This window comes from Paenibacillus sp. HGF5 (genome assembly GCF_000204455.1).
In the GTDB taxonomy this organism is placed as follows: Bacteria; Bacillota; Bacilli; order Paenibacillales; family Paenibacillaceae; genus Paenibacillus_AQ; species Paenibacillus_AQ lautus_A.
Map to the genome: position 1 here is coordinate 126,057 of NZ_AEXS01000178.1, position 22,249 is coordinate 148,305.

18 protein-coding genes are annotated in these 22,249 nt (G+C 50.8%); 4 read left to right on the forward strand and 14 right to left on the reverse strand.

Annotated features, from left to right (window positions below):
- Positions 1 to 174 precede the first annotated feature (174 nt).
- Positions 175 to 954: a DUF2161 family putative PD-(D/E)XK-type phosphodiesterase gene (locus HMPREF9412_RS30720; RefSeq protein ID WP_009595830.1), complete on the forward strand. Its 780-nt coding sequence runs from the start codon at positions 175 to 177 to the stop codon at positions 952 to 954.
- Between the two features lie 134 nt (positions 955 to 1,088).
- On the opposite strand, the gene HMPREF9412_RS30725 is transcribed toward HMPREF9412_RS30720, so the two are convergent.
- Together HMPREF9412_RS30725 and HMPREF9412_RS30730 are read right to left on the reverse strand one after the other, a co-directional pair.
- A complete protein-coding gene (locus HMPREF9412_RS30725) occupies positions 1,089 to 2,303 on the reverse strand; it encodes an aminotransferase-like domain-containing protein (protein ID WP_009595722.1) in 1,215 nt (404 codons plus the stop codon).
- A 111-nt stretch (positions 2,304 to 2,414) separates the two neighbouring features.
- Positions 2,415 to 3,071, reverse strand: coding sequence for a DNA-binding response regulator (locus tag HMPREF9412_RS30730; RefSeq protein WP_009595829.1), 657 nt, complete (start codon positions 3,069 to 3,071; stop codon positions 2,415 to 2,417).
- Between the two features lie 385 nt (positions 3,072 to 3,456).
- On the opposite strand from HMPREF9412_RS30730, the gene HMPREF9412_RS30735 reads away from it, so the two are divergent.
- Both HMPREF9412_RS30735 and HMPREF9412_RS30740 read left to right on the forward strand, forming a co-directional pair.
- Positions 3,457 to 3,864, forward strand: coding sequence for a hypothetical protein (locus HMPREF9412_RS30735; RefSeq protein WP_009595774.1), 408 nt, complete (start codon positions 3,457 to 3,459; stop codon positions 3,862 to 3,864).
- A complete protein-coding gene (locus HMPREF9412_RS30740; RefSeq protein WP_009595765.1) occupies positions 3,861 to 4,946 on the forward strand; it encodes a phosphodiester glycosidase family protein in 1,086 nt (361 codons plus the stop codon). The genes HMPREF9412_RS30735 and HMPREF9412_RS30740 overlap by 4 nt, the downstream gene beginning before the upstream one ends.
- Before the next feature lie 291 nt (positions 4,947 to 5,237).
- On the opposite strand, the gene HMPREF9412_RS30745 is transcribed toward HMPREF9412_RS30740, so the two are convergent.
- The 8 genes from HMPREF9412_RS30745 to HMPREF9412_RS30780 form a co-directional block, all read right to left on the reverse strand.
- Positions 5,238 to 5,492, reverse strand: a complete 255-nt coding sequence (locus tag HMPREF9412_RS30745) for an AbrB/MazE/SpoVT family DNA-binding domain-containing protein (RefSeq protein WP_009595823.1) — start codon at positions 5,490 to 5,492, stop codon at positions 5,238 to 5,240.
- A gap of 198 nt (positions 5,493 to 5,690) precedes the next feature.
- On the reverse strand, positions 5,691 to 6,155 hold the full coding sequence (gene trmL / locus HMPREF9412_RS30750; protein ID WP_036659940.1) for a tRNA (uridine(34)/cytosine(34)/5-carboxymethylaminomethyluridine(34)-2'-O)-methyltransferase TrmL: 465 nt from the start codon (positions 6,153 to 6,155) through the stop codon (positions 5,691 to 5,693).
- A gap of 134 nt (positions 6,156 to 6,289) precedes the next feature.
- Complete coding sequence (serC, locus tag HMPREF9412_RS30755) at positions 6,290 to 7,378, reverse strand: 3-phosphoserine/phosphohydroxythreonine transaminase (protein WP_009595700.1); 1,089 nt, start codon at positions 7,376 to 7,378, stop codon at positions 6,290 to 6,292.
- A gap of 102 nt (positions 7,379 to 7,480) precedes the next feature.
- Positions 7,481 to 8,365, reverse strand: a complete 885-nt coding sequence (locus tag HMPREF9412_RS30760; RefSeq protein ID WP_009595818.1) for a hypothetical protein — start codon at positions 8,363 to 8,365, stop codon at positions 7,481 to 7,483.
- A gap of 77 nt (positions 8,366 to 8,442) precedes the next feature.
- Positions 8,443 to 11,169 carry a GH36-type glycosyl hydrolase domain-containing protein gene (locus HMPREF9412_RS30765; protein WP_009595728.1) on the reverse strand — a complete coding sequence of 909 codons (2,727 nt, stop codon included), beginning with the start codon at positions 11,167 to 11,169 and terminating at the stop codon, positions 8,443 to 8,445.
- 25 nt (positions 11,170 to 11,194) lie between these two features.
- The gene (locus tag HMPREF9412_RS30770; RefSeq protein ID WP_009595751.1) at positions 11,195 to 12,031 is read right to left on the reverse strand and encodes a carbohydrate ABC transporter permease; all 837 of its coding nucleotides are present in this window, start codon (positions 12,029 to 12,031) and stop codon (positions 11,195 to 11,197) included.
- The gene (locus tag HMPREF9412_RS30775) at positions 12,031 to 12,924 is read right to left on the reverse strand and encodes a carbohydrate ABC transporter permease (RefSeq protein ID WP_009595691.1); all 894 of its coding nucleotides are present in this window, start codon (positions 12,922 to 12,924) and stop codon (positions 12,031 to 12,033) included. Before HMPREF9412_RS30775 ends, HMPREF9412_RS30770 begins: the two co-directional genes overlap by 1 nt.
- Positions 12,925 to 13,029: 105 nt before the next feature.
- Positions 13,030 to 14,370 carry an ABC transporter substrate-binding protein gene (locus HMPREF9412_RS30780; RefSeq protein ID WP_009595768.1) on the reverse strand — a complete coding sequence of 447 codons (1,341 nt, stop codon included), beginning with the start codon at positions 14,368 to 14,370 and terminating at the stop codon, positions 13,030 to 13,032.
- 580 nt (positions 14,371 to 14,950) lie between these two features.
- On the opposite strand from HMPREF9412_RS30780, the gene HMPREF9412_RS30785 reads away from it, so the two are divergent.
- A complete protein-coding gene (locus tag HMPREF9412_RS30785) occupies positions 14,951 to 15,991 on the forward strand; it encodes a LacI family DNA-binding transcriptional regulator (protein WP_009595772.1) in 1,041 nt (346 codons plus the stop codon).
- 150 nt (positions 15,992 to 16,141) lie between these two features.
- On the opposite strand, the gene glnA is transcribed toward HMPREF9412_RS30785, so the two are convergent.
- The 4 genes from glnA to HMPREF9412_RS30805 form a co-directional block, all read right to left on the reverse strand.
- Positions 16,142 to 17,566 (reverse strand): type I glutamate--ammonia ligase, encoded by a 1,425-nt coding sequence (gene glnA, locus HMPREF9412_RS30790; protein WP_009595727.1) that lies wholly within the window; start codon positions 17,564 to 17,566, stop codon positions 16,142 to 16,144.
- A gap of 297 nt (positions 17,567 to 17,863) precedes the next feature.
- The gene (gene aroF / locus HMPREF9412_RS30795; protein ID WP_009595756.1) at positions 17,864 to 18,919 is read right to left on the reverse strand and encodes a 3-deoxy-7-phosphoheptulonate synthase; all 1,056 of its coding nucleotides are present in this window, start codon (positions 18,917 to 18,919) and stop codon (positions 17,864 to 17,866) included.
- Positions 18,920 to 19,105: 186 nt separating this feature from the next.
- Positions 19,106 to 20,896 carry a sensor histidine kinase gene (locus tag HMPREF9412_RS30800; RefSeq protein ID WP_009595739.1) on the reverse strand — a complete coding sequence of 597 codons (1,791 nt, stop codon included), beginning with the start codon at positions 20,894 to 20,896 and terminating at the stop codon, positions 19,106 to 19,108.
- A 38-nt stretch (positions 20,897 to 20,934) separates the two neighbouring features.
- A partial coding sequence (locus tag HMPREF9412_RS30805) for a response regulator transcription factor (protein ID WP_009595743.1) occupies positions 20,935 to 22,249 on the reverse strand: 1,315 nt, incomplete at its 5' end.

Genomic DNA, 22,249 nt, shown 5'->3' on the forward strand with positions numbered 1-22,249 from the left:
ATACCTATGCGGCTTGCTTGGAATAGTTGACCTTATTTTCGAAGTCACGCGTATGCTTTTTTATCTAACCACCGGTTCATTCTACACTCGGGTACGCCGCGAAAGCAGTCCCCATGCTATACTGAAATTACATTGACGTAACATTAGCAACTTTCGATTAAAAGGAGAGTCATCATGGCGATAAAGCATGAAGCCGAGCTGTACGCTCCCCTGAAGGCCTTTTTTGAATTAAACGGATATGAAGTCAAAGGCGAGGTACGGAATTGCGATCTGGTCGGCATGAAAGACGGTGCCGATGAACCGCTGATCGTGGAGCTGAAAAAAACGTTCAATCTGGCCCTTCTGCTCCAGGGCATTGAGCGGCTGAAGCTGACCCCGTACGTATACCTGGCCGTCGAGAAGAGCCGGGCGAAGAAAGGAGCGGTCAACCAGCGCTGGTCCGAACTGACGGGGCTTTGCGGACGACTGGGATTGGGGCTCATCACGGTCACCTTCTACAAAACCAAGGCGCCCTTCGTCGAAGTGCTCTGCGAGCCGGAGATAGCCGTCCAGAAGGGCCGCACCGCCATTAGGCGCAAGGAACGCCTGCTGTACGAGTTTCGGGAGCGCAGCGGCGATTACAACACGGGCGGGGTGACGAGGGCCAAGCTGGTGACGGCTTACCGCGAGAAAACGCTGCGGGTTGCTGCTGCCATGAATGCAGCGGAAGCGGAACAGCGCAGCATACACGAACCGGCCCCCGATGGGCTTGAGCTCCAAGAAAAAGCTGTCCCTGCTGTGCCGCCCGGCATTTCTCCCGCGGCTGTGCGGGATCGGAGCGGCGTGGGTTCGGCGGCAGACATTCTGCAGCGCAACTACTACGGCTGGTTCCGCCGGGTGAGCCGCGGACGCTACGTGCTGACGCCGGCAGGCGTGCAGGCCTTGGCAGACTATGCCACCGTATTGAAATCATAATGACTGAATATAGGCCGGATCTTGAAACCCATACAAATCCGCCCATGAAAAAAAGCTGCGGATTGAGCCTATGAGCCTGGCTCGATCCGCAGCTTTGCTATGTTCAACGCGTTCGTAAAAGGAATCTTCCATGTCTAATTCCGGGCCGTAAATTCCATCACGGCTTCGCTGATAAGATTCATGCCGAGCAGCAGCTCATCCCGCCCGGGATGCGTAAAATTCAGCCGGATGCACTCCCTGGTTCGATCTGCCGCCGAGCACATCGAGCCCGGAAGGAATGCCGCTCCCTTCAGCAAGGCCGCCCTCAGGAGCGCTTCCCCGTCCAAGCCTGGGGGCAGCTGCACCCAGAGAAACATCCCGCCGGGCGGTACCGCGTACCTCGAATCCTTCCATGCGCTGCGTTTCAGCAGCTCCACCATCAGCTTGAGCCTCGTTGCATATTCCCGGTTGAGCATGTCGATATGATCCTCCAGCTTAAAATGCTTCGATTCCAGCAGATGGTGCAGCATCCGCTGGTTGAGCATGCTGGATTGCCAGTCGGCCATCTGCTTCACGGCCGTCATCATCTCGATCAATCGCCGGCTCCCGGCGGCCCATCCCGTTCGAAGCGCGGGGGCTACGGTTTTGCTGAATGAGCCCACATACAGAACATGTCCTCCCTGCGGCTCTTCGAGCGAGAAGATGGAAGGAATGCGGGGCTTCGGATTCTTGGCATCCGCGAAATGAAGGTCGCCGTATGAATCATCCTCCACGACAAGAAGCCCATGCGAGACGCATAGCTTCAGCACCTGCTGACGCCGTTCCAAACTCCACATGACGCCGGTCGGATTGGTAAAATTAGGCGCAGCCATAAGCAGTTTCGGCTTATGCTGCCGGATCATGGCCTCCAGATGCTCGGGCAGCATCCCGTCATGATCTCCCTCCACAGGAACGATGACGGCACCTTGAAGACGCAGCACCTGAAGCAGTCCCGGGGAGGTCGGATTCTCCACCAGCACCGGATCCCCAGGATCCACGTACACCCTGACCAGCAAATCGATGGCCTGCTGGGTGCCTGTCGTCAGCAAAATATGCTGGGGCTGGACGCTCAGGCCTTTCCGCCGGGAGAAGTCCTCGCTCAGCCACTCGCGGAGCGGCCCATAGCCTTCCGCCTCACCGTACTGCAGGGCCAGCGGGTCCTCGGACAGCACCGATGTCGCCGCCTCCGCCAGAGAATGCAAAGGGAATAACTCTTCGGCCGGCAGCTCTTCAGCCAAGGAAATAAAAGAATCCCGCTTCGCAAGTTCCCTGATATCGCGCAGCGGGGATGACAAAAGGGTCTGTGCACGGGAAGCAAAGGAATACTGCATGGAAGTCCCCCCTCTAACCGTTATCAAAACCTCGGTTTTGTATTCAGGAGCCTCTTATATAACCTCTAAAAGGTATTCCTGATATTTATATATTATAACCTTAATTCTGCATTAGGCATAAATTTGCCTGCCTTGGCGGGTGTACAGGGCATACTTCTCGATGGCCTGCGCACGGGTGGAAACCCCGAGCTTCACGTATATTTTGCGAAGGTAGTTGTCGATCGAGCGGCGGCTTACCTGAATTTCCATGGCGATTTTGTCGTACGTAATGCCTTGGACGATCCGTTCCATTATAAAAGCCTCCGTCTCGGAGAGCTGGAGCCCGCCTTCGTTCATCGCAGAGGCCGTCAGCGGCCAGATGCCTTGCCTTACCCAGTCGAGCGGCAGCGAGGCAACGCCCTCCCGAAGTCCGGTAATCATATGTATGAGCTGGAAAGTGGATGCCTGCTTGGACAACAGGCCGCTTGCGCCGCGACTGATCAAAGACTGGAGCAAGGGAAGCCCGTCATTATCGGTCATAATGACGACATGGGTCTTCGGTGACAGCAGCTTCATCTGCTCCAACACCGCTTCGGACGTATGATCCGATAAATGATAATCCAATAGTACCAAGTCAGGAAGCAAATCCTCGACCATTCGAAGCCCTTCCGAGCCCGAGGATGTCATTCCCTCAACGAGCAGATCCTGCTGCTCTTCCAAAATCAATTTCGTTCCCAGCATGCTTGTAGGTTGACTTCCGACGATAACTACCCGCCAAACCTGATTCATTTTCTAATAGACCTCCTGTATCAACAAACTTGGCTCCCTAGCATCTCTATTAAGTAAGTAAGCGCCGTCAATTCCTTGCGTTACCGTCATTGCGAATTCCCGTTGTTTGCAGATATGGACAGACGCAAATTCCGGCCGTTATTCGCATAGAAAAAAGGTTAATTAATCCTATAGGCGCAGGGATTATGACGGCATGCATGGCGAATGTCTTATATGTATCCTAATTGATAATCAAATCTATACAGATTGTATCCCACTCTAACTTTCTAAGCAATCTCTTTTTCATAAAAACAAGTGCTATTGGTTCGTCTTTGCGAAAGTAATCCTGACATGATAGAATGATACCTGGAAAAAATGATAGATTTTGAGGGGTGATGAAATGCCAATGTTGGAGCCGGAAAACAATACCCCCTATAAATCCCGTGAGGAAGTGCATCAAAAGGGGCCATCCGCCAAATGGTTCTGGGTATTTTGGATTGTGCTGATCGGGCTGGGTACCACCGCAGCCTACCTATATAGCAATCATCTGAAAGAGCAAGTCGTGGTGCAGCTGCAGCAGGATACGCGCCAGGAGATGGCGGCATTCAAAGCGGAGTACGACCAAAGGTTTAACGAGCTGGTTCAGGAAATGGACGAGATGCAGAGCAAGGTTCAGTCGTTTAATGAGCTGCTGACCTTTACCAAGGATCAGGCAAGCGGCAAGACGGACAACAGCAACAAGCTGTACAGTCAATTGAGCCAAGTCGAGAAACAGCTGAAAGAGCTGGAACGCAAGATGGAGCTGCTGAAGTGAGAAAACTGAAGTATATCCGTCCCAAACAGTTAAACCGTACGTTTATGCTTGCCATTGCACCATTTATCGGGATGCTGCTGTGCATGTGGTTAATCACCGAGCCGCCGCGCCTGTCGCACGAAACCGCAGAGTACATACCGTCGGGCAGCATATCGGAACAGTCCGCCATGATCAAGCAGGATCTGGATCAAGCTGCAGTCTCAGCAGAACAGACGATATCCTCCATTGAAAAAACGGCCAAGCTCTATCGGCAGACGACCGCTACGGTAGGAACCATTCTGCATACAGCGGAATCACAAGCCGCGCGGCCGGAGCAAATCTATAATCGCCGGATCACAGCCAAACTGGGTGTCCCGATCGAGACGGTCAACAGCGACCGGATTCGAATCGAATTGTACAAGATCAATCCGGGCACCTATCACGGTTATGCGATGAAGGTTAAACTGAAGGATCCTTCCGCAATGAAGATGTCGCTCGGCAGCGAAAGCGGCAGACCCGGATCCGTCGAAACCACGATGCGCGCCGTAAGCCGGCATGGCGCCGTTGCGGGGATTAATGCCGGCGGATACGCTGACGGGAACGGGGGCAGACATCCGCTGAGCACGACCTTTTACGATGGCAAATACGTCTCGGGATTTCAACCGAGCTTTAAGGATCTGGCCTTTGTCGGCCTGAGCAAATCCGGCAAACTGATCGGCGGCAAGTTCTACAGCCAGAGCGACCTTGACCGGCTCGATCCGATGTTCGGGGCCACCTTTGTGCCGGTGCTGCTCCAAAACGGCAGGAAAACGACGATCCCCGACAAATGGAAAACGACTCCCGGCCGGGCACCACGCACGGTCATCGGCAATTACAAGGACGATCAGCTGCTCATCCTCGTTACCGAAGGATATGATGAGAAGGGAAAATCGGGAGCCACGCTGCAAGAGCTGCAAACCAAACTGAAAAAAATGGGCGTGATCGACGCCTATAACCTGGATGGCGGCGGTTCCGCATCCCTTGTTCTGAACGGACGCGTCGTGAACAAGCCGTCGGACGGCAGTCTGCGGCCGGTACCCACGCACTTCTTGTTTTTCAAATGATAGAGTCGGCACTCATATTCTCGTTTATTTTTTGGCCCAAGGTGGTTATAATAAAGTTAGCTTAGCAGGAGGTGGCATGAATGTCGTTCTCATTAACATTTTGGATCGTCATGCTCGTATTCGCCCTTTATATGGTTGGCATTTGGACCGCGGCATACAATGATGACAAAACCAAAGGCCTGTAAGGCGACTCCCTCGTTTATCGGGGGAGTTTTATTTTTTTCTCGGACAAAAAAGGCACCGCTCATCAGCGATGCTCAAAAGGAATTTCATCGTTCACATATAAGGACATTAGGCATGTTTAGGAAGCTGCTGCATTTCGGACATGCATTGCGAACAGATATAGCGCTCCTTAAACTCGCTTACGCCGTCCATGGAGCCACAGAAGACGCATTTCGGACGATAGCGCTCCAATATAATATGGTCCCCCTGTACAAGGATTTCTACGGGATCCCCCTCGTTCATTTGATATCTCTTGCGCAGAGACTTAGGCAGAACGATTCTTCCCAGCTGATCAACTTTACGGACAACACCAGCAGGTTTCATAACGATTGTACACCTCTTTCATTTTCAACAAGTGATTTCTGACACCACAGTTCCAGAACTGATAACAAGGGCCTAGTATAATAGTTCGATAAAAAGTTGTCGAATCCTGCTGGATGTTAAGAATTTCTTAGTTTTTTTCAACATCAACTAGGTATACTGGATGATTTTCCCCAAAAATGCGCGATTTTTCAGCTGTTCTTATTCCATACCCGGGAAATCCAGCTGGCGTAGTGCCTCATATACCATAATCGCCGCGGAGTTGGACAGATTCAACGAACGGACCTTATCCGTCATCGGCATGCGGATGCAATGCTCGGCATTTGCGGCCAGCAGTTCCGGAGGCAATCCCTTGGTTTCTTTGCCGAACACCAAAAAATCCCCATCCTGATATTCGATGTCCATGTAACGCTTGGTAGCCTTCGTCGTAGCGTAGAAATAACGCCCTTCCGGATAGAGCGCCTGCAATTCCTCAAAGGAATCGTGATATTCAATATGTACGGCGTACCAGTAATCCAGTCCGGCCCGTTTCAATGTCTTGTCGTCTGTATTAAAGCCGAGTGGACGGACCAGATGCAGATGCGTGCCCGTGGCGGCACAGGTTCTGGCGATATTGCCCGTATTGGCTGGAATTTCCGGTTCGACTAGTACGATGTGTAATGCCATGTTGATAAGTCCACCTTTTCTTCTGTTTATTTTTATTCTTATTATAACCGATTCCCTTCCGAATTCCCGGGATATCCAGAAATAACCTTCCGCCAGCATGGCGGAAGGTTATCGTCGTCTGAGCTTGCATGAAATTAGCTGTGGCTGTTCTTGAACTCCTGCATGAATTCCACGAGGGCCTGAGCGCTCTCATAAGGAACGGCATTATATGCGGAAGCCCGCAAGCCGCCGACGCTGCGGTGGCCCTTGAGGCCGACAAAGCCTGCTTGCTCCGAAGCCTTCACGAATTCCTTCTCCAGCTCCTCGGAGGCAAGACGGAACGTAATGTTCATATCGGAACGCACTTCTGCGTCCACGCAGCCGCGGTAGAAGCCTTCGCTGCTGTCGATGGCATCATAGATCAGAGCCGCTTTTTTGCGATTCAATTCTTGAACACCTTGGAGGCCGCCCTTCTCCTCAATCCACTTCAGCACTTCGTTGATCATGTAAATGCCGAAAGAAGGCGGCGTGTTGTACAGCGAGTTATTTTTCAAATACGTATTGTAACGAAGCATAGTCGGCAGATGTTTAGGAGAATCTGTAATCATGTCCTCTCTGACGATCACGACCGCCACGCCGGATGGTCCAAGGTTCTTCTGTGCACCCGCATACACCATGGCGAATTGGTTCATATCGAATGGACGGCTGAGAATATCGCTTGACATATCACCGATGAGCGGAACGGAACCGGTATCCGGGAATTCCTTAAACTGGGTGCCTTCAATGGTTTCATTGGAAGTCAGATGGAGATAAGCTGCATTGTCCGACAGCTTAATGTCTTGAATGCGGGGCAGAGTCATGTATTTGCTCTCTTCGGAAGATGCCGCCACATGGGTATCTCCGATCAGCTTGGCTTCTTTAATAGCCTTGTCCGCCCAGCTTCCCGTCATCACGTAGTTCGCAACCTGGCCTTGACCCAGGAAGTTCATCGGAATCATGGCGAATTGTGTGCTTGCGCCGCCCTGGATGAATAATACCTTGTAACCGGATGGATTCCCCAGCAGGGACAGCAGGCGCTCCTGCGCTTCGTTATGAACGGCTTCATAAACGGCGCCGCGATGAGACATTTCCATAATCGACATGCCGGTATTTCCGTAATTGACGAATTCGGCCTGGGCGCGCTCCAACACTTCAAGCGGCAATGCAGCAGGCCCTGCGTTAAAATTGTATGCTCTCTTGCTCAAAAGACTCTCCACCCTTTCTCTACTATGAATGCTAATTAACGCTAATCATAGCAACAATCCCATAGACCTTCAAGTGTAATTATTCACATTAAATTGTTCCGGTTACCAGCAGAAGAATTGGTACTTTCTGCTCCAGGATCTCTTTTCTCCGGGTGCCAGGCTTAATCGAACAAACACTTCCGGCGAAATAACGTGTCTGGTCCCCCACAGGGCCATATGCGCAACCGGAAAATCGCTGATCTCCCTTACCCCCGCCCTGCGGGCACTGTGCGTCAGCTCCCATGAATATGGATAATCGCTGCCGTTGAAGCCTTTCATTCTTCCATAGAAGGGCTTATGCGGTCTGGCGGTCCAGCCTATCTCGTTATCCTGGACAGACAGCAAATCCGAGGTATAGTCAGATTCGACCTCCGTAAACCGGACAGGAACCGGCAGCTTCAGCTTATACTCGGGTCCTACCGCTTCCTCGTTGATCCCTATGAAATTATGGACATACTCCTCCGTATCGATGCTTCGGCTTCCTTCGTTAATAAGCTCGTAATCTATCGTTAATACGGTATCTTCAATCGAGATCTTCTTCACCAGTCTTGCTGCATAGCCGTTTATGCTCCTGGAACGAACCGTATAGGAGATGTTCGAGTCACCCGAAATGACATCCACATCGAAAGGCTCCACCGGATACGCATACTGAAAGTTATACGGGGCCTCGCTGACCCGTTTAAGAAGGCCCACCCCTAATTTAGGAAACCAATCTCCAACTTTGGCCTCCGCGTACCCCATCCCTTCATGGAGTCCGAACTCGTTGCATAACCCGGACCCGGCCTGCGGGTTAAACCCTTCCGCAAACTCATGAACACAGAAGGTATGGCCGCTCTCGGTCAATTTCACCTGGGTGATGAAACCCGTGCGGTCAAAACGCGTGCCTTGATAACGTCCGACTTTCGCTATTTCGACTTCCAATCGTCCGTTCGCTAGTTGATGTCCCACAAACCATCGCTCCATTCATGATGAAGAAGCCCCGGCCGACTTGTCTGCCAGGGCTTCCGAAATTTTATAAGTGCGAATCAGGCAAGCTCGACGTGAATCAAAGCCCGCTCGCTGCCGGTTAACGAGGACAGTATGCTGCGATCCAGCTCGACGGCCCCGGGTTCTTGACTGCGCAGCTGTATCTTTTCACCGTTCAGCATAACCGATTGAATCGCATAGCTTCCGTAATCCAACCGGTTTGGATTGCCGTATACGATTTGAAGCTGTTTTCCGGCAAACCCGGTAGTGACCGTGGCATGGCCGTCGGCATCGAATTGAGCAGACCTTAGTTTCGGTTCCAGGCGAAGATGTCCCCGGTTCCCTTTCACTCCAAACACCTCGGTCAGCATGGTGAGCAGCAGCCAGCTTGCCGACCCGGTAAGGTAGGGATACATCCCCCTTCCCTTCTCGTTAATGTACTCGGGAATGCCCGGATACATGCGGCTGCGTTCAAAATCCTGGCTCAGATCATAAATCGAACGCAATACCTCGTAGCCCTCTTGGACAAAACCTCTCTTATAAAGCGCATTGGCGTACATGACGCTCATATGGCTAAACATGGCCCCATTCTCTTTATGTCCGAACGCGAAGCCGAATGCCCGCCCCAGGTTTTGTTGGATCTCGCCAAAGTTCGAATTGAGGCGGTAACCGATGCTAGGGTCTTTTAAGTAACGGTCAACCGACTTCGTGATGTGCCCTATCTGTTCATCGTCCGCAATTCCGCCCATGACGGCAAAGACCTGGCCTGTTAGCGTCATGCGCACGCCCAGGGGATGATCGCCTTCCACGCGGGCACCGTCATTATTGTAATACCCGTTAAACCAGGAGTACCCTTCTTGGCTCGTGATCCATTCGTTGCAGCGCAAATGCTGGACGAGCCAATCCGCCTTCAGCTTCAAATCCTGCACAACGTCTGCAACGCTGAATTTCCGTTTGTTTCCGGTCACGGACACCTTGACGGTCTCATAATAGCTATCCAGCAAATTCAGCTTGCCCTGCACATCCTCGTACGAGACGGGAGCCGTCACCGAATCGAGAAGCACTGCCATTTCCTCCGCTATTTCCAAATGCTCGACGCCTTCTGTATCCTGCCACGCCAGCAGCAGATCGCCAAGCTGCATCAAATTGTTGGCATAAAACGCCGTGAAGGCCACGCTCTCCCCTCTGCCCGAAGCGAGGTCCAGACCGTCGTTCCAGTCGGCTCCCTCGAGCTTGATGTTGTTGTGTTCGCCGACGTTAAAGAAAGGCACCAGATTTTGAAGCAGCATATGCTCCAGGACCGTACCTTCGTACACCTCGCCGCTGGCGGTCAAGAGTCGATTCCCGTGCTCAGGCAGCCATCCGGCGTCCTTCTCCTGACAGCGTTTTACAAATACGTCGCGGAAATAGGTCTGCGGCTGCTTCAGAAAATCCATATCTCCGCTCTGATCGATATAAAGCAGCGTGGTCATGAAAGGCCAAGCGCCGTGATCCATCCATACGCGCGGAATGTTGTTCCGGTCAGCAACGAATTCACCCGGCTTCGCGCCGATGATCGTTGCATTGCTTCCGTCAATCCGGACGCCCGCATAGTTATTGAGCAGCAGATATCGAACCTCGGCAGGCTCCATAATCATCAAGGCCAGGCAATCCTGCCACAGGTCGCGCCATCCGCGGCCACCTCGGCCGTAATCATGATATGGAAGAAAGGAATTCCCATATAAACGGCGCAGGATCGGCTGCAGGGTTACCCATTTCATCCATAGGTCCTGCTGCGGATCACCGGTCTGGAAGGATACCGTATTCAGTTTCTCATTCCAATAGGCTTCGTTCTGTGCAAACAGCTCATCAAACCGTTTCGCCGATAAATACGTTTCGGACAGCCTTTCGATGTCTGCGCGATCCTTAGCTATGACCATTGCCACAACATAGGCTTTGGATTCACCGGGCCGCAGCTCCGCCTCCGCGAACCGCAGGCCGCCAAGGGCCTCGTACCCTTCCATGGAGTCTCCAGCCTGCGCGTATGCCGGCTTATTGGCAATGACGGCCTCCGGCCAATCGAGAGCCCCGCCCTCCCCGATGTATTCCTCGAGCACCGGGAAATAACCGATTGGGGCTGAGCCGTCCCCCTCCGCACCCAGCACGCTGTAGGAAACGCGATTGATACGGTGGCCCCGCTCGTCAAACGAGAGCACGGGCTGCACTTCGACCCCTTCCCGATGGACATAAATCCGATGCAGCAGGGATGTCACATGACGATGGTCCCGCAGATCATCCGCCGAACGGCCATACAGCGGAACAGCCGCGGTAGGGGTCAGTTTAAGCGTCTGCTGGCCTACATTGGTCAGCGTTACTTTCATTAACTCGATCTGGTCATCGGTCACCGGCACGAAGCTGGTAACTTCCGTTTGCAGTCCGGCCTCCCCGTTCATCCGCTTCAGCTTGTGCCATAGGAACCCGGCTTCCAATTGGCCTTCTTCTTCCTGATGCATGAACCGGTTCGCATTCTGCTTCGCGGAGTTTCCGGATACGGACCATGCGCCATGCCCGTCGATGTGCACCCAAAAGTTGCGCGCGGACTTGGAATTATGAAGATCCTCCACAGATACCGGCGACATCAAAAACGTATTGTGGCTGCTGGTCATTTCGCCGTGAAGATTCGGCGTGATGGCCGACATCATGCCCGCCTCGTTGACCAAAGGAAAATATAAATAGTTATGATGTTCAGGATGACGCAGCGTAAAGACGCCCTGATCCCCCTCGAACTTCCATCCCGTTGATTTCATATCGCTTTTTCTTCCCCTCTATGCCTTAGGATTTGACGGCTCCCGCCAGGGCACCGTCCACCAGATACTTCTGTATGAACGTATACAGAATGATCAATGGTGCGGCAACGATCGTAATTCCGCATGCAAGCAGCGGCCAGTTATTCCCGTACTGCCCTCTGAATTCTTTCAGGCCGAACGTAATGGGATAGTTGGACGGACTCGGCAGGTACATGATCGGCCCGACAAAATCGTTCCAGATTCCGATAGCGGTCAGAATGACGCCCGTTGCGATCACCGGCTTCATCAGCGGCAGAATGATTTGAAACAAGTAACGGATATAGCCGGAGCCATCCATGCCTGCCGCCTCATCCAAATCGCGGCTGATCGACTTGATGTAACCGACGAACATCATGAACACCACGCCCGTCCCCGTCGTTTTCAGCAGGATATAGCCGAGCTTGGTATCATACCCGAAGAACGAAACGCTTTCCTTGAAGGACAGCATCAATTTATACTGCGCAACCATCGGGTTCGGAAGGAACTGGGACAGCAAAAAGAACATGTAGATAAAGCCGCTCCACATCACATAACCGCGTGCGACCGGAAACGCCGCAAACAACGATACGATGATGGTCAGCACCGTCGCCGTCACCGTATAGATCAGGCTGTTCGCAAAATAACCCGCGAAATTTCCTTCAGACCATGCCTGGGAATAGTTGCCCCATTCGATGTTCTTCACGATTCCGATCGGGTTGAGCAAGTATTCGTTGAAGGATTTGAGCGATACATTGAAGACGAGCAGAAGCGGAACGACGTACAGAATCAGCAGCAAACCTATGACGGCATAAGAGAGAATTTGCGTGGTTTTGGAATTTCGCATCAATATTCCACCTCTCTCTTACGCGTCTGTCTGACGGCTACGACAACAAACAAGAGAATGATCAGGAACTGGATCACGGACAATGCCGAAGGAAGGCCCATTTCCAAGCTTCCCCGGAAGGTCTCCTTGTACACGTCGTAAGCCATCGTCCTTGTATTGAAGCGACCGTCCGTTGTCGCCAAGATGATATCGAAGGTCGACATGGCGCCGATAATGGATAAGAGCATATTCACCGTGAAGGACGGAGCGATCAGGGGGAAGGTAATATGGCGGAAAGACTGCCACTTGTTGGTGCCGTCAATATGACCCGCCTCGTATAAATCCTTCGGAACCGACTGGAGGCCAGCCAGAAAGATCAGCATGGAGTAGCCCATGTACATCCAGATCTGAACGAAAATAATATAACCGAACGCATGGGTAAAGCTGCCGAAGAACATGTCCTGATAGCCGAAAAGAGCGTCATAAAGGCGGTTGACCGGTCCGTTCAACGGATCGAACATCATGCCCCAGATCAGTGCAACCACGGCTACGCCGAGTACGACCGGCAGGAAGAATACCGCGCGGTAGAAGTAATCGCCTTTCAGCCGCTGGTTAATGATTACGGCGATAAACAGGGCGACCCCGTTTTGCACAATCGTCACGACGAACATGAAGATCAGGGTATTTACGATCGAGCGCCACCGCTCGCCCGAGTTCCCCGAGAAGAAAAGCTCCCGGTAATTATCAAGCCCGACGAATTGATAGGTGCTGCCCGGCAGGTTCTTCACATCGGTAAAGGAATAGATGACCGTCAGGATCGAAGGCCCGAAATAAAAAACGATGTATAACGCCATCGGTATCAATAGCAGCAACAATGGTATGAAGCGGTTAAACCCTTTTCCAAATGGATACATCTCTCTCACCTCGCAAATCCATTTCAATGCATGTCGGGGCCTGCTGCACAGACCCCGATTACAGTATGGTTCTTTCTATACAAGTCTCTTTATAATAGAAGAAGTTTATTTCGGAGCGGCTGCTTCCCATTCTTTCTGCTGAATGTCAGCCAGCTCTTTTGCCGTTTTATATGGTCCGCCCGGTGCCAGGAATTCCGTGTGAACGCCTTCTGCGGCCAGATGCTCGCCGATATTCTGGCGGTTGATCATCATGATTTCGTACGCCAATTCAAACTCGCCGAGATAAGGAGTCAATTCATTGTCAATGAAGTCGCTTTCCGTCTGAATGTTGTCCTGTGTCGGAATGAATCCGGCTGCCTTCACGAATGTCGTGTAATTTTCCGGCTCCGAGAAGAATTCAAGCCACTTCAAGGCTCCTTCTTTGTTCGGACCTTTCTCGGCCGCATACCATGTTACGTCATACTTGCCGACAAAGGAGGCGTTCTTCGCTGCATCCTCGGTGGCCGGAAGCGGGAAGTAACCGAATTTCAGCTCTGGATTAGCTGCCGCAACGGTAGGGGCATCCCAAGAGCCGTCAGCCAGCATCGCAGCTTTGCCTGTTGCAAAATAGGAAGGCGCCGTTGCATAATCGATCCCCATGAAGCCGTCGATCATGTAATTGTCTTGAAGCGTCTTCATTTTTTCCAAAACCTCGATGGCTTCTTCATCGTTATAAGCCGTCTCGCCTTTCCACACGCCCTCGATCCATTTCTGCTGGTCTCCGCCGCCCAGGATTTTGGCCTGCAGGGCGAACACTGGAAGTTTCAAAGGCCATACGTCTTTACCTGCTACAACAATCGGTGTGATGCCTTTGGCTTTCAAGTCATCGTTCAGCTTCATGAACTCCGACCACGTTTTCGGAACGCTTAAGCCGTTCTGCTCGAAGATTTCTTTGTTATAGAAGAGACCGGACATCGCAACCTTGCCTGTAGGAACGGCATATACTTTATCGTTATAAGTTCCGGCTTTTTCGATATCGTTTGCGTTATAATTCTTAATGAAGGCTTGGTCGGATAAATCCGCAATCAATCCAGTATCGATCCATTGCTGCCAATCGGGAACTTTAGCGCCCGGCGTCCATTCCTGCGGAGAGAGTCTCATTCCCGACAAATCGGCCAGGACGTCCACGTCATTGGCGGTGATTCTTGCTCTCTGCGCCTGCTTGTATTCGTCATCCGGACCCGTAGTGGTATACTCAACCGTATACTCGGGATACTTCTCTTCAAATTTCTTGTTGATCTCTTCAATCGCTTTATTGATGTTATCTTGTTTCCAGTGTAAAATTTTGATGACCTTTTTATCGCCTTTGGCAGGTGCGCCTTGATCGGCTGAATCGCTGCTCCCGCAAGCTGCCAGCGAGAAGGTTAGAGCGCCAGCCAAAAGTAATGCTGATAACTTCTTAATCATTTGTTCGTTACCCCCTGAAATTAAATTGCACTTCATTATGAAACCGGATTCATGTTTCCGCTTTTTGTTGGCCTGTACAATCTTGATGCTACGAAACTATAATTATTAATTTTCGTAATTGAGCGAATTATACCGAAAGCGGTTTCGTAAGGCCTATTATTACGCATAATATTTTGTTTGTCAAAGCTTTTTTTATCGTTCCCGATACTTTTCTCTCACCGAACAGAGACAATCCTTTTTTCTTACTCTGACAAGCCTTATGCCTGTTCTCTTTCATTGACTTACCTCGCTAAAGCAGATACACTGAGTTACGAAACTGTTTCGAACCCGTGTGGTATAACATGGCAGACCGATGGTAAACCTTGGCTTGGATAAGCCCTTATGCATAGGTGAACCGTCATCATTTCATTGGATCATGGGAAATTTGTTCAAAACACGCTCTTTAGCTAGACAGAAAACACGTATCTTATAACTTTTCTGTCCCTAAACATTACGCATAAAGGAAATTCATGATAAACAATTAGCGAAAATTAACGAAAATAATGAAATGACATTATAAACAGAATAAGGGGCGTTTCGCATGGCGTTAAACATCAAAACAATCGCTAAAATGGCAGGGGTCTCCGTATCGACCGTCTCCAAAATTATCAACAACTACAGTGATGTATCCGATGAGACCAAAGCTCGCGTGTTGGAAATTATGAGAGAAACCGGATATACCCCTTCCAATTCCGCAAAAACGTTAGCAACCAAAAAATCCAATCTAATCGGCGTCATCTTTGCGGGAAAGCTGAACGTTGATTTTACCCACCCGTTTTTTGTTGAGGTGCTGAATTCTTTTAAGAAGCAGATGGGCGTTCTCGGTTACGATCTGCTGTTTTTTTCGAACGAGAAATTCCAGGGGGAGGATGCCGACTATCTCGGACGGTGCCGCCATTATCAGGTAGACGGCTGCGTCATTATATCCGGCGAGGAAATCGAGCCCTCGATTAAGGAGCTGGATGAGAGCGATATTCCCTGCATCGGGGTCGATATTGAGCTGTTCGGCGAAATGTCGGGTCATATCATGTCCGACAATTACAAGATGTCCTCGAAGGTCGTGGAGCATTTCTATCTCCAGGGCTTCCGAGACTTGGGCTTCATTGGCGGCAGCAAGGAGTCCGAAATCTCCAACATGCGAGAGGCGGGTTATCGCAACGCCATGGAAAGCTTCGGCCTTCCGGCCCGTGCGGAGTGGTTCCTGAACGGCGATGATTTCTATGAGGCCAGCGGATATAAAGCCATGACACGGCTGATTAAGGCCGGATCCCTGCCCCGCGCCATTTTTGCAGCCTCGGATCAGATTGCTATCGGCGCCATCCAAGCGCTTCAAGAACATGGTCTGAATGTCCCTGACGACATGTCGATCATCGGCTGCGACGATATCGAGGCTTGCAAGTACACAACGCCTAAACTAACGACGATTCGGCAAAACAAAGAGAAAATCGGCCGCTTGGCGGCACTCATGCTCTACGACCTCATCCATAAACAGTCCCCCGTCAGTTCCTTTGTCGTCGAGCCCGAACTCATCGTCCGCGAATCTTGCGGGAGCAACACGCATCACTACGGGTATTTCGGATAAACATCCGGGCAAAGGGGCAGCCAGGGCGTTAGGCTCTTAATGAGCCCCTTGCCTTTCAGAGCCATCTTAGGATTGGTTCCAGTCACGAGTGTATACCACCAAAAAAGAGCCTGGGGCATGATGCCCCAGGCTCTTTTATAATCCTGTTTATTAGATATCGTAGTACAGGGAGTACTCGTGCGGATGAACGCGGATGTTAACCGCTTTGGCTTCGGCACGCTTGAAGTCGATGAAGTTCTCGAGGAATTCTTGCGTGAATACGCCGCCCTCTGTCAAGAACTCATAGTCTGCTTGAAGTGCATCCAATGCCTCGTCCAGGGAACCCGGTACGCTGCGGATTTCCTTCTTCTCGGCGTCGGACAATTCGTAAATGTTTTTATCGAATGGCCCATAACCGAGTGCGGTAGGATCGATTTTACGTTTGATCCCGTCCAGACCGGCCATCAGCATAGCAGAGAATGCAAGGTAAGGGTTCGCTGTGGAGTCCGGTGTGCGGAACTCGATGCGGCAGCCTTTAGGCGTTACGGCAGCAACCGGAATCCGTACTGCGGCAGAACGGTTGCCCTTGGAGAATACGAGGTTAACCGGTGCTTCATAGCCTGGTACCAGACGCTTGAAGGAGTTGGTGCTCGGATTCGTCAAAGCGATCAAGGCAGGCGCATGGTACAGGATACCGCCGATATAGTGCAGCGCCGTTTCGCTCAGGTTCGCATAAGCGCCTTTTTCGTAGAACAGCGGAGTGTCGCCGTCGAAAATGGATTGGTGAACGTGCATGCCGCTACCGTTATCCCCGAACAATGGCTTCGGCATGAACGTAGCCGTTTTGCCGTATTGGCGGGCTGTGTTATGCACAATATATTTATAGATCAACAAATTGTCAGCTGTTTTCTTCAATGTATCGAAACGGAAATTGATTTCGGCCTGGCCGGCAGTTGCCACCTCATGGTGATGACGCTCAACGCGAAGACCTGCTTCGTCGAGGAGACGGCACATTTCGCTGCGGATATCCTGTTGAGTATCCACTGGCGCTACAGGAACATATCCGCCCTTAACCCCTACTTTGAATCCCAAGTTGCCGCCTTCTTCCTTGCGGTTCGTATTCCACTGGGCTTCCTCGGAGTCTACGAAGTAGCTGGAGCTGTTCATGGAGCTTTCATAGCGGACTTCATCGAACAGAAAGAATTCGGATTCCGGTGCGAAGAAGGCTGCTGTTCCGATGCCGGCTTCTTGAAGGTATTGCTCGGCACGAGCCGCGATTCCACGCGGGTCACGCTCATAAGCATCGCCTTCCGGAGTATAGATATTGCTCATAATGTTAAGTGTAGGGTGTGCAGTAAACGGATCAATATAGCAAGACTCCGGATCAGGCATCATGACCATATCCGATTCTTCAATGCCGCGGAATCCTGGAATAGAAGATCCATCAAACGCTACCCCGTTCACGAAAGTTTCTTCGTCTACTTCTGAAGCCGGCAAGCTAATGTGATGCACCCGTCCCGACAAGTCTACAAAACGAAAATCGACCCACTCAATATTGTTCTCTTTAATGGTTTGCAATACTTTCTCTACCGACATGTCTCTTCCTCCCAATTTCCGAACATTAAGACTTAAACTGCTTAACAATGTTCATAATCTTTCGATTTCTTTTCGTCATTATATGCCGGGAGATAACCTGACGTCAATACCTATGTAAGGTATTTTTTAAAATGGTGTCATGTTATATGACATGGAGAACCAATTTAAGTAAATGCAGCAAAAAGACACCTGCGGTTAGGATGCAGGTGTCTTCTACTATAAAATAGGGGATGGCGAAGCCATTCATTGTGTTCTTACCGCTATGCTCTAATATATCATTAAAGCATGTAACACGTGTTATACGCGCGCGAATTCAGAAGCAGGCGCTTTGGCCGTAGCAAAGCTCTTCCCTACCAATGGAGCCAGCTTCTCCAAGTCTTTAAGCAGTGCGGCGAATTGGTCCGGGAACAGGGATTGGACCCCGTCGCCTGTCATCGAGTTGTCCGGATCCGTATGCATTTCAATGATAAGACCGTCGGCTCCGGCCGCGACGGATGCCTTGGACATCGGTTCGACCAGCTCGCGCCGGCCCGTTCCGTGACTCGGGTCCGAGATGACCGGAAGGTGACTCAATCCTTGCAAAACAGGAATGGAAGATAAATCCAGCGTATTGCGGGTATAAGTTTCGAATGTTCGGATTCCGCGTTCGCAGAGCATGACATTCGGATTGCCGCCGGCCAGGATGTATTCCGCTGCGTTCAGGAATTCGTCATAGGTTGCACTGAAGCCTCTTTTCAGCAAAACCGGTTTGCCGCAGGTGCCAAGTTTCCGAAGCAGATCGAAATTTTGCATGTTGCGGGTGCCCACTTGCAGAATATCGGCATACTCCGCGCAGATATCGACGTATTCGGGCGTCATCACCTCGGTAATGGTCAACAGGCCATGCTTTTGCCCGGCTTCCGCCATCATGATCAGACCTTCGACGCCAACGCCCTGGAAGCTGTATGGCCCCGTACGAGGCTTAAATGCGCCTCCTCTTAGCACTTGTCCGCCTGCTGCTTTCACCAGCTGCGCAATTTCATCAATCTGCTGCGCGGATTCAACGGCACATGGACCGCCCATGACAACCAGATTGCCTCCGCCAATCTTTGTTCCCTTAATATCGATCACCGTATCATCCGGATGGAAATCACGGCTGGCAAGCTTGTAGGACTTGGAGATCTTAACTACATTCTCTACGCCCTTCATTTGGCGAAGATGCTCCGCAAGCTTCGGGTTCACGCTGCCGATCAGGCCGATCACCGTGCGGTCCGCCCCCTTCGATACGTGAGCCTGGAGCCCTTCCTTCTCAATTTCGGTAACGATATGCTGAACTTGTTCCTCTGATATTTGATTGGATGTAATGACGATCATAAATAAACCTTCTTTCTGAATGAATTCCAATTTCGATGCTGATTTCAATCCATGGATAGTCACTTTCGCACTTGTTCGCTTTTAAGCTTTTATGCTTTTAATCGATAAAGTAAATATACAGAAAAAATCTCCCCTCGTCAAGCCCATTCTTCATGGCTATCACGATTGGGAGATATTCCTTGCCTGTTACATCAGCGTTTTGTTGCGTCCTTCCGCTACGGTTCGCTTCACCAGCGGTATGACAATTCTTACCGTTGTCCCGATGCCGGCGCGGCTGAATAACGTGACTCCATACTCGCTGCCGTAGTGAAGCTTGATCCGTTGATCTACGTTTCGTATGCCGTAACCCGCATTGGTCAGATCCTGTCCCCCTGTATTATCCAGCACGCGGCCGGGCGGGAAACCGACGCCATTATCGATGATTTTGAATTCCAGAGCGTCTTCCAGCAATCTGGCTGTAATCCGGATATGAATATAGTCTCCGGTCCACGCATGCTCAAGCACATTCTCGATAAACGGCTGCAAAATCAATTTCACGGTTTCATACCGGACCACCTCGGGCTCAAAATCATAAGTAACCTGCATCCGGTCGTCGTATTTAATCTTTTGAATGTCCACGTACGCTTGGGCCTGTTCCAATTCATTCTTCACGGATATGATGTTCCGGCCGTCGTTGAGCGACAAACGATAAAACTTCGCCAGGTCCATTACCATGCGCTGCAGCTTATCCAGCATCCCGAACCGCGCGAGGCGGCTGATGGAGGATAGGGTATTGTATAAGAAATGCGGATTAATCTGCGCGTGCAGCGATTCCAGCTCCGCTTCCTTTTTCTGCAGGTCGGCCAGATACACCTCATTGATCAGCTTGCCGATGTTGCTGCCCATATCGTTCAACGCAGAGGAAATATGCGTAAATTCATCATTCCCCTTAAAGGATACCCGTTTATGGAATTCGCCTTCCTGGAACGAGTCCAGCACGGATACGATTTTGGACACCCGGCGGCTGAAATATCTGGACACCACGATGCTGACCACGAAGAAGATACCGATGCAGATCAGACAGATCAGATAGGTTAGATTACGTATTTTGACCGTGTCTTTTTCCACGATTTGAGCAGGCACGACGGCAATCAAATCCCAGCCGAGCTGGGGAATGGGCTTCCGAATCAGAAGGTCCCCGTTCTTGCGAAGTTCCTTCTCCTTGAAAACGTTTGTGGATTTTCCCCCTGATGAAAGAACGACCCGGCCCTGTGCATCCGATAAATACAATGCAGTCCCGTCACCGATCTTCTTGTAATCCATGCTTTCAAACAGGTCCGTCATACTGACGTTCATCCGCATGAACCCGATTTCTTGCGGTTTGATGGTCGAGCTGATATCCACCAGCCGCCGCAGCAAGGATATGCGCCCGTTGCTCACATCGTCCTCAATCTGCTTCCACTGCAGGGTTACGCCGTAATTCTCTTCCTTCGGATATAATTTATACCAGGACCGGTCCTCCAGCCTGTCATATTGATAAATATCAAACAGACGTTTGTTGGAGTCCAGCGGGTCTGTATACGTATAACTGTCATAGATCTCCCTAAGGTCGTCGTTGCGCAGGTAGATCGATAACCAGATCCTTCGGTTCGCCGTGCTTACCGCGGTCTCCAGCTTCGGAATCAGCACGTTGATCGTGGTGTCATAGCTTATCCAAGCGCTTTCGGTAAAACGCAGACGGCTGTTAAAGGTCGTATCAAAATAAAGCATATCCGATATCCGGATCATGTCCTCCATCTTATACGATATGTTCTCGCTCATCTGATGAAGCGTGCCCTGAATGTTGTTATACGTCTGCTCTCGGGTGGACTTCACGAAGACCTGATTCGCTATCTGACCGACAAGCAGCACCGGTATAATGATAAATACGCAGTACGAAAACATTAACTTGTATCCGAAAGGTATCTTGACCCGTATTCGTTCGAATTTCCCCGCCATAGCCTGTTTGACCCCATATCTAATCTGAATTTTGCAAGTTACGAGTGCTTGCGCCGGTATTCCAGAGGCGTCATTCCATACATTTCCTTAAACTGCCTGCTGAAATAAGGCAGATATTGATAACCTGTCTGTGATGCAATTTCATATATTTTGAGCTTGGTCGTCTTGAGGAGATCCCTGGCGCGCTCCATCCGGAGCTTGATCACATAATCGCTAAAGTTGTGCCCGGTTTCTTCCTTGAAGAGCACCCCGAGATAATTCGGTGAAAAAGAAAACCGGTTCGCCATATCCCGCAGCGTAATATTCTCGTGCATGCGTGCCTGGATATTCTCTATAATCTCTTCGACCAGCCTGCCATTCTTGGTTGATTTGCGGTTCTTGAGCATTTCCGAAATTTCCATTGCCTTCATGCGAAGCCATGAGAAAATATCATCCATCGTTTCGAATTGAAGCAGAATATCCAGGTTTTTGAGCTCCAGTCCAGCCATACGATATAACTCTTCGTTCATCGCTTGCAGATGTCCTTCCAGCTTCACCATGATATACACGGCCAAATTGCGTATGGTGAACTTGGATCTAATGCTGGATGCCAGCAGTTGAATCGCTTCCAGTTCATCATAGATACGAACGATATCATACTCCGTCATGGCTGTAAATAAAGCATCCAGACGGATGTCGAGGCTTTTTACGTCTTCCCGGTCCTCTGTCGGCACCTCGCTGTACAGGATCCATTTGCCCTTGCCCCGGAACATCTTATAATCCAGCGCGTCCAAAGCCTCCATGTACGACGTGTGAAGCTGCTCCAGCTGATGGACGGCCCTGCCTTCCCCGACCGTCATCGAATAGTTATATTCCCGTTTTAATTCCTCAAGCAGGGCTTGAATCTCTTCCTTGCCCCGGCCCCCGTTAAGGAGTACAGCCGTTCGCTGATCGGTTACCTTGCATATATATTCAAAGCCGCGCTGTTCAAGCAGTTTATGCAGTCTCGTGAAATACTCCTCTATGGCACTCAGCTTTTCCTCGGAATCGAGCGAGCCGGTTCGCCAGGTGCTCACATTATCAAGCTCCAGCAGAATGACGCAGACCGGCCAGTGAAGCTCTGTCAGCCGGTACTCCCGCTTGATAATATCCAGGATGGCTCCGTCATAGGGCCGCTGAAGGATTTGCAGGAGATACTGATTTTTGAGGATGGGGATCATCTGCTGGTAAGCTTCCTCCGTCTCCTTGCGTTCATGTAGGCGATCCAGTTCCATCCTCACCTTCGTTAATGCATCGATCAGCTCCTGGTCCTCCATCGGCTTTAACACATAACTGCATGCGTTCAATGCAATCGCTTGTTTTACGTAACCAAAG

Bases quoted from the DNA above. Each gene is read 5' to 3' on its own strand.
- HMPREF9412_RS30780 (WP_009595768.1), bottom strand. From the start codon at position 14,370: ATGATTAAGAAGTTATCAGCATTACTTTTGGCTGGCGCTCTAACCTTC.
- glnA (WP_009595727.1), bottom strand. From the start codon at position 17,566: ATGTCGGTAGAGAAAGTATTGCAAACCATTAAAGAGAACAATATTGAG.
- HMPREF9412_RS30785 (WP_009595772.1), top strand. From the start codon at position 14,951: ATGGCGTTAAACATCAAAACAATCGCTAAAATGGCAGGGGTCTCCGTA.
- HMPREF9412_RS30770 (WP_009595751.1), bottom strand. From the start codon at position 12,031: ATGCGAAATTCCAAAACCACGCAAATTCTCTCTTATGCCGTCATAGGT.
- HMPREF9412_RS30720 (WP_009595830.1), top strand. From the start codon at position 175: ATGGCGATAAAGCATGAAGCCGAGCTGTACGCTCCCCTGAAGGCCTTT.
- aroF (WP_009595756.1), bottom strand. From the start codon at position 18,919: ATGATCGTCATTACATCCAATCAAATATCAGAGGAACAAGTTCAGCAT.
- HMPREF9412_RS30765 (WP_009595728.1), bottom strand. From the start codon at position 11,169: ATGAAATCAACGGGATGGAAGTTCGAGGGGGATCAGGGCGTCTTTACG.
- HMPREF9412_RS30725 (WP_009595722.1), bottom strand. From the start codon at position 2,303: ATGCAGTATTCCTTTGCTTCCCGTGCACAGACCCTTTTGTCATCCCCG.
- HMPREF9412_RS30800 (WP_009595739.1), bottom strand. From the start codon at position 20,896: ATGGCGGGGAAATTCGAACGAATACGGGTCAAGATACCTTTCGGATAC.
- trmL (WP_036659940.1), bottom strand. From the start codon at position 6,155: ATGGCATTACACATCGTACTAGTCGAACCGGAAATTCCAGCCAATACG.
- HMPREF9412_RS30745 (WP_009595823.1), bottom strand. From the start codon at position 5,492: ATGAAACCTGCTGGTGTTGTCCGTAAAGTTGATCAGCTGGGAAGAATC.
- HMPREF9412_RS30730 (WP_009595829.1), bottom strand. From the start codon at position 3,071: ATGAATCAGGTTTGGCGGGTAGTTATCGTCGGAAGTCAACCTACAAGC.
- HMPREF9412_RS30735 (WP_009595774.1), top strand. From the start codon at position 3,457: ATGTTGGAGCCGGAAAACAATACCCCCTATAAATCCCGTGAGGAAGTG.
- HMPREF9412_RS30775 (WP_009595691.1), bottom strand. From the start codon at position 12,924: ATGTATCCATTTGGAAAAGGGTTTAACCGCTTCATACCATTGTTGCTG.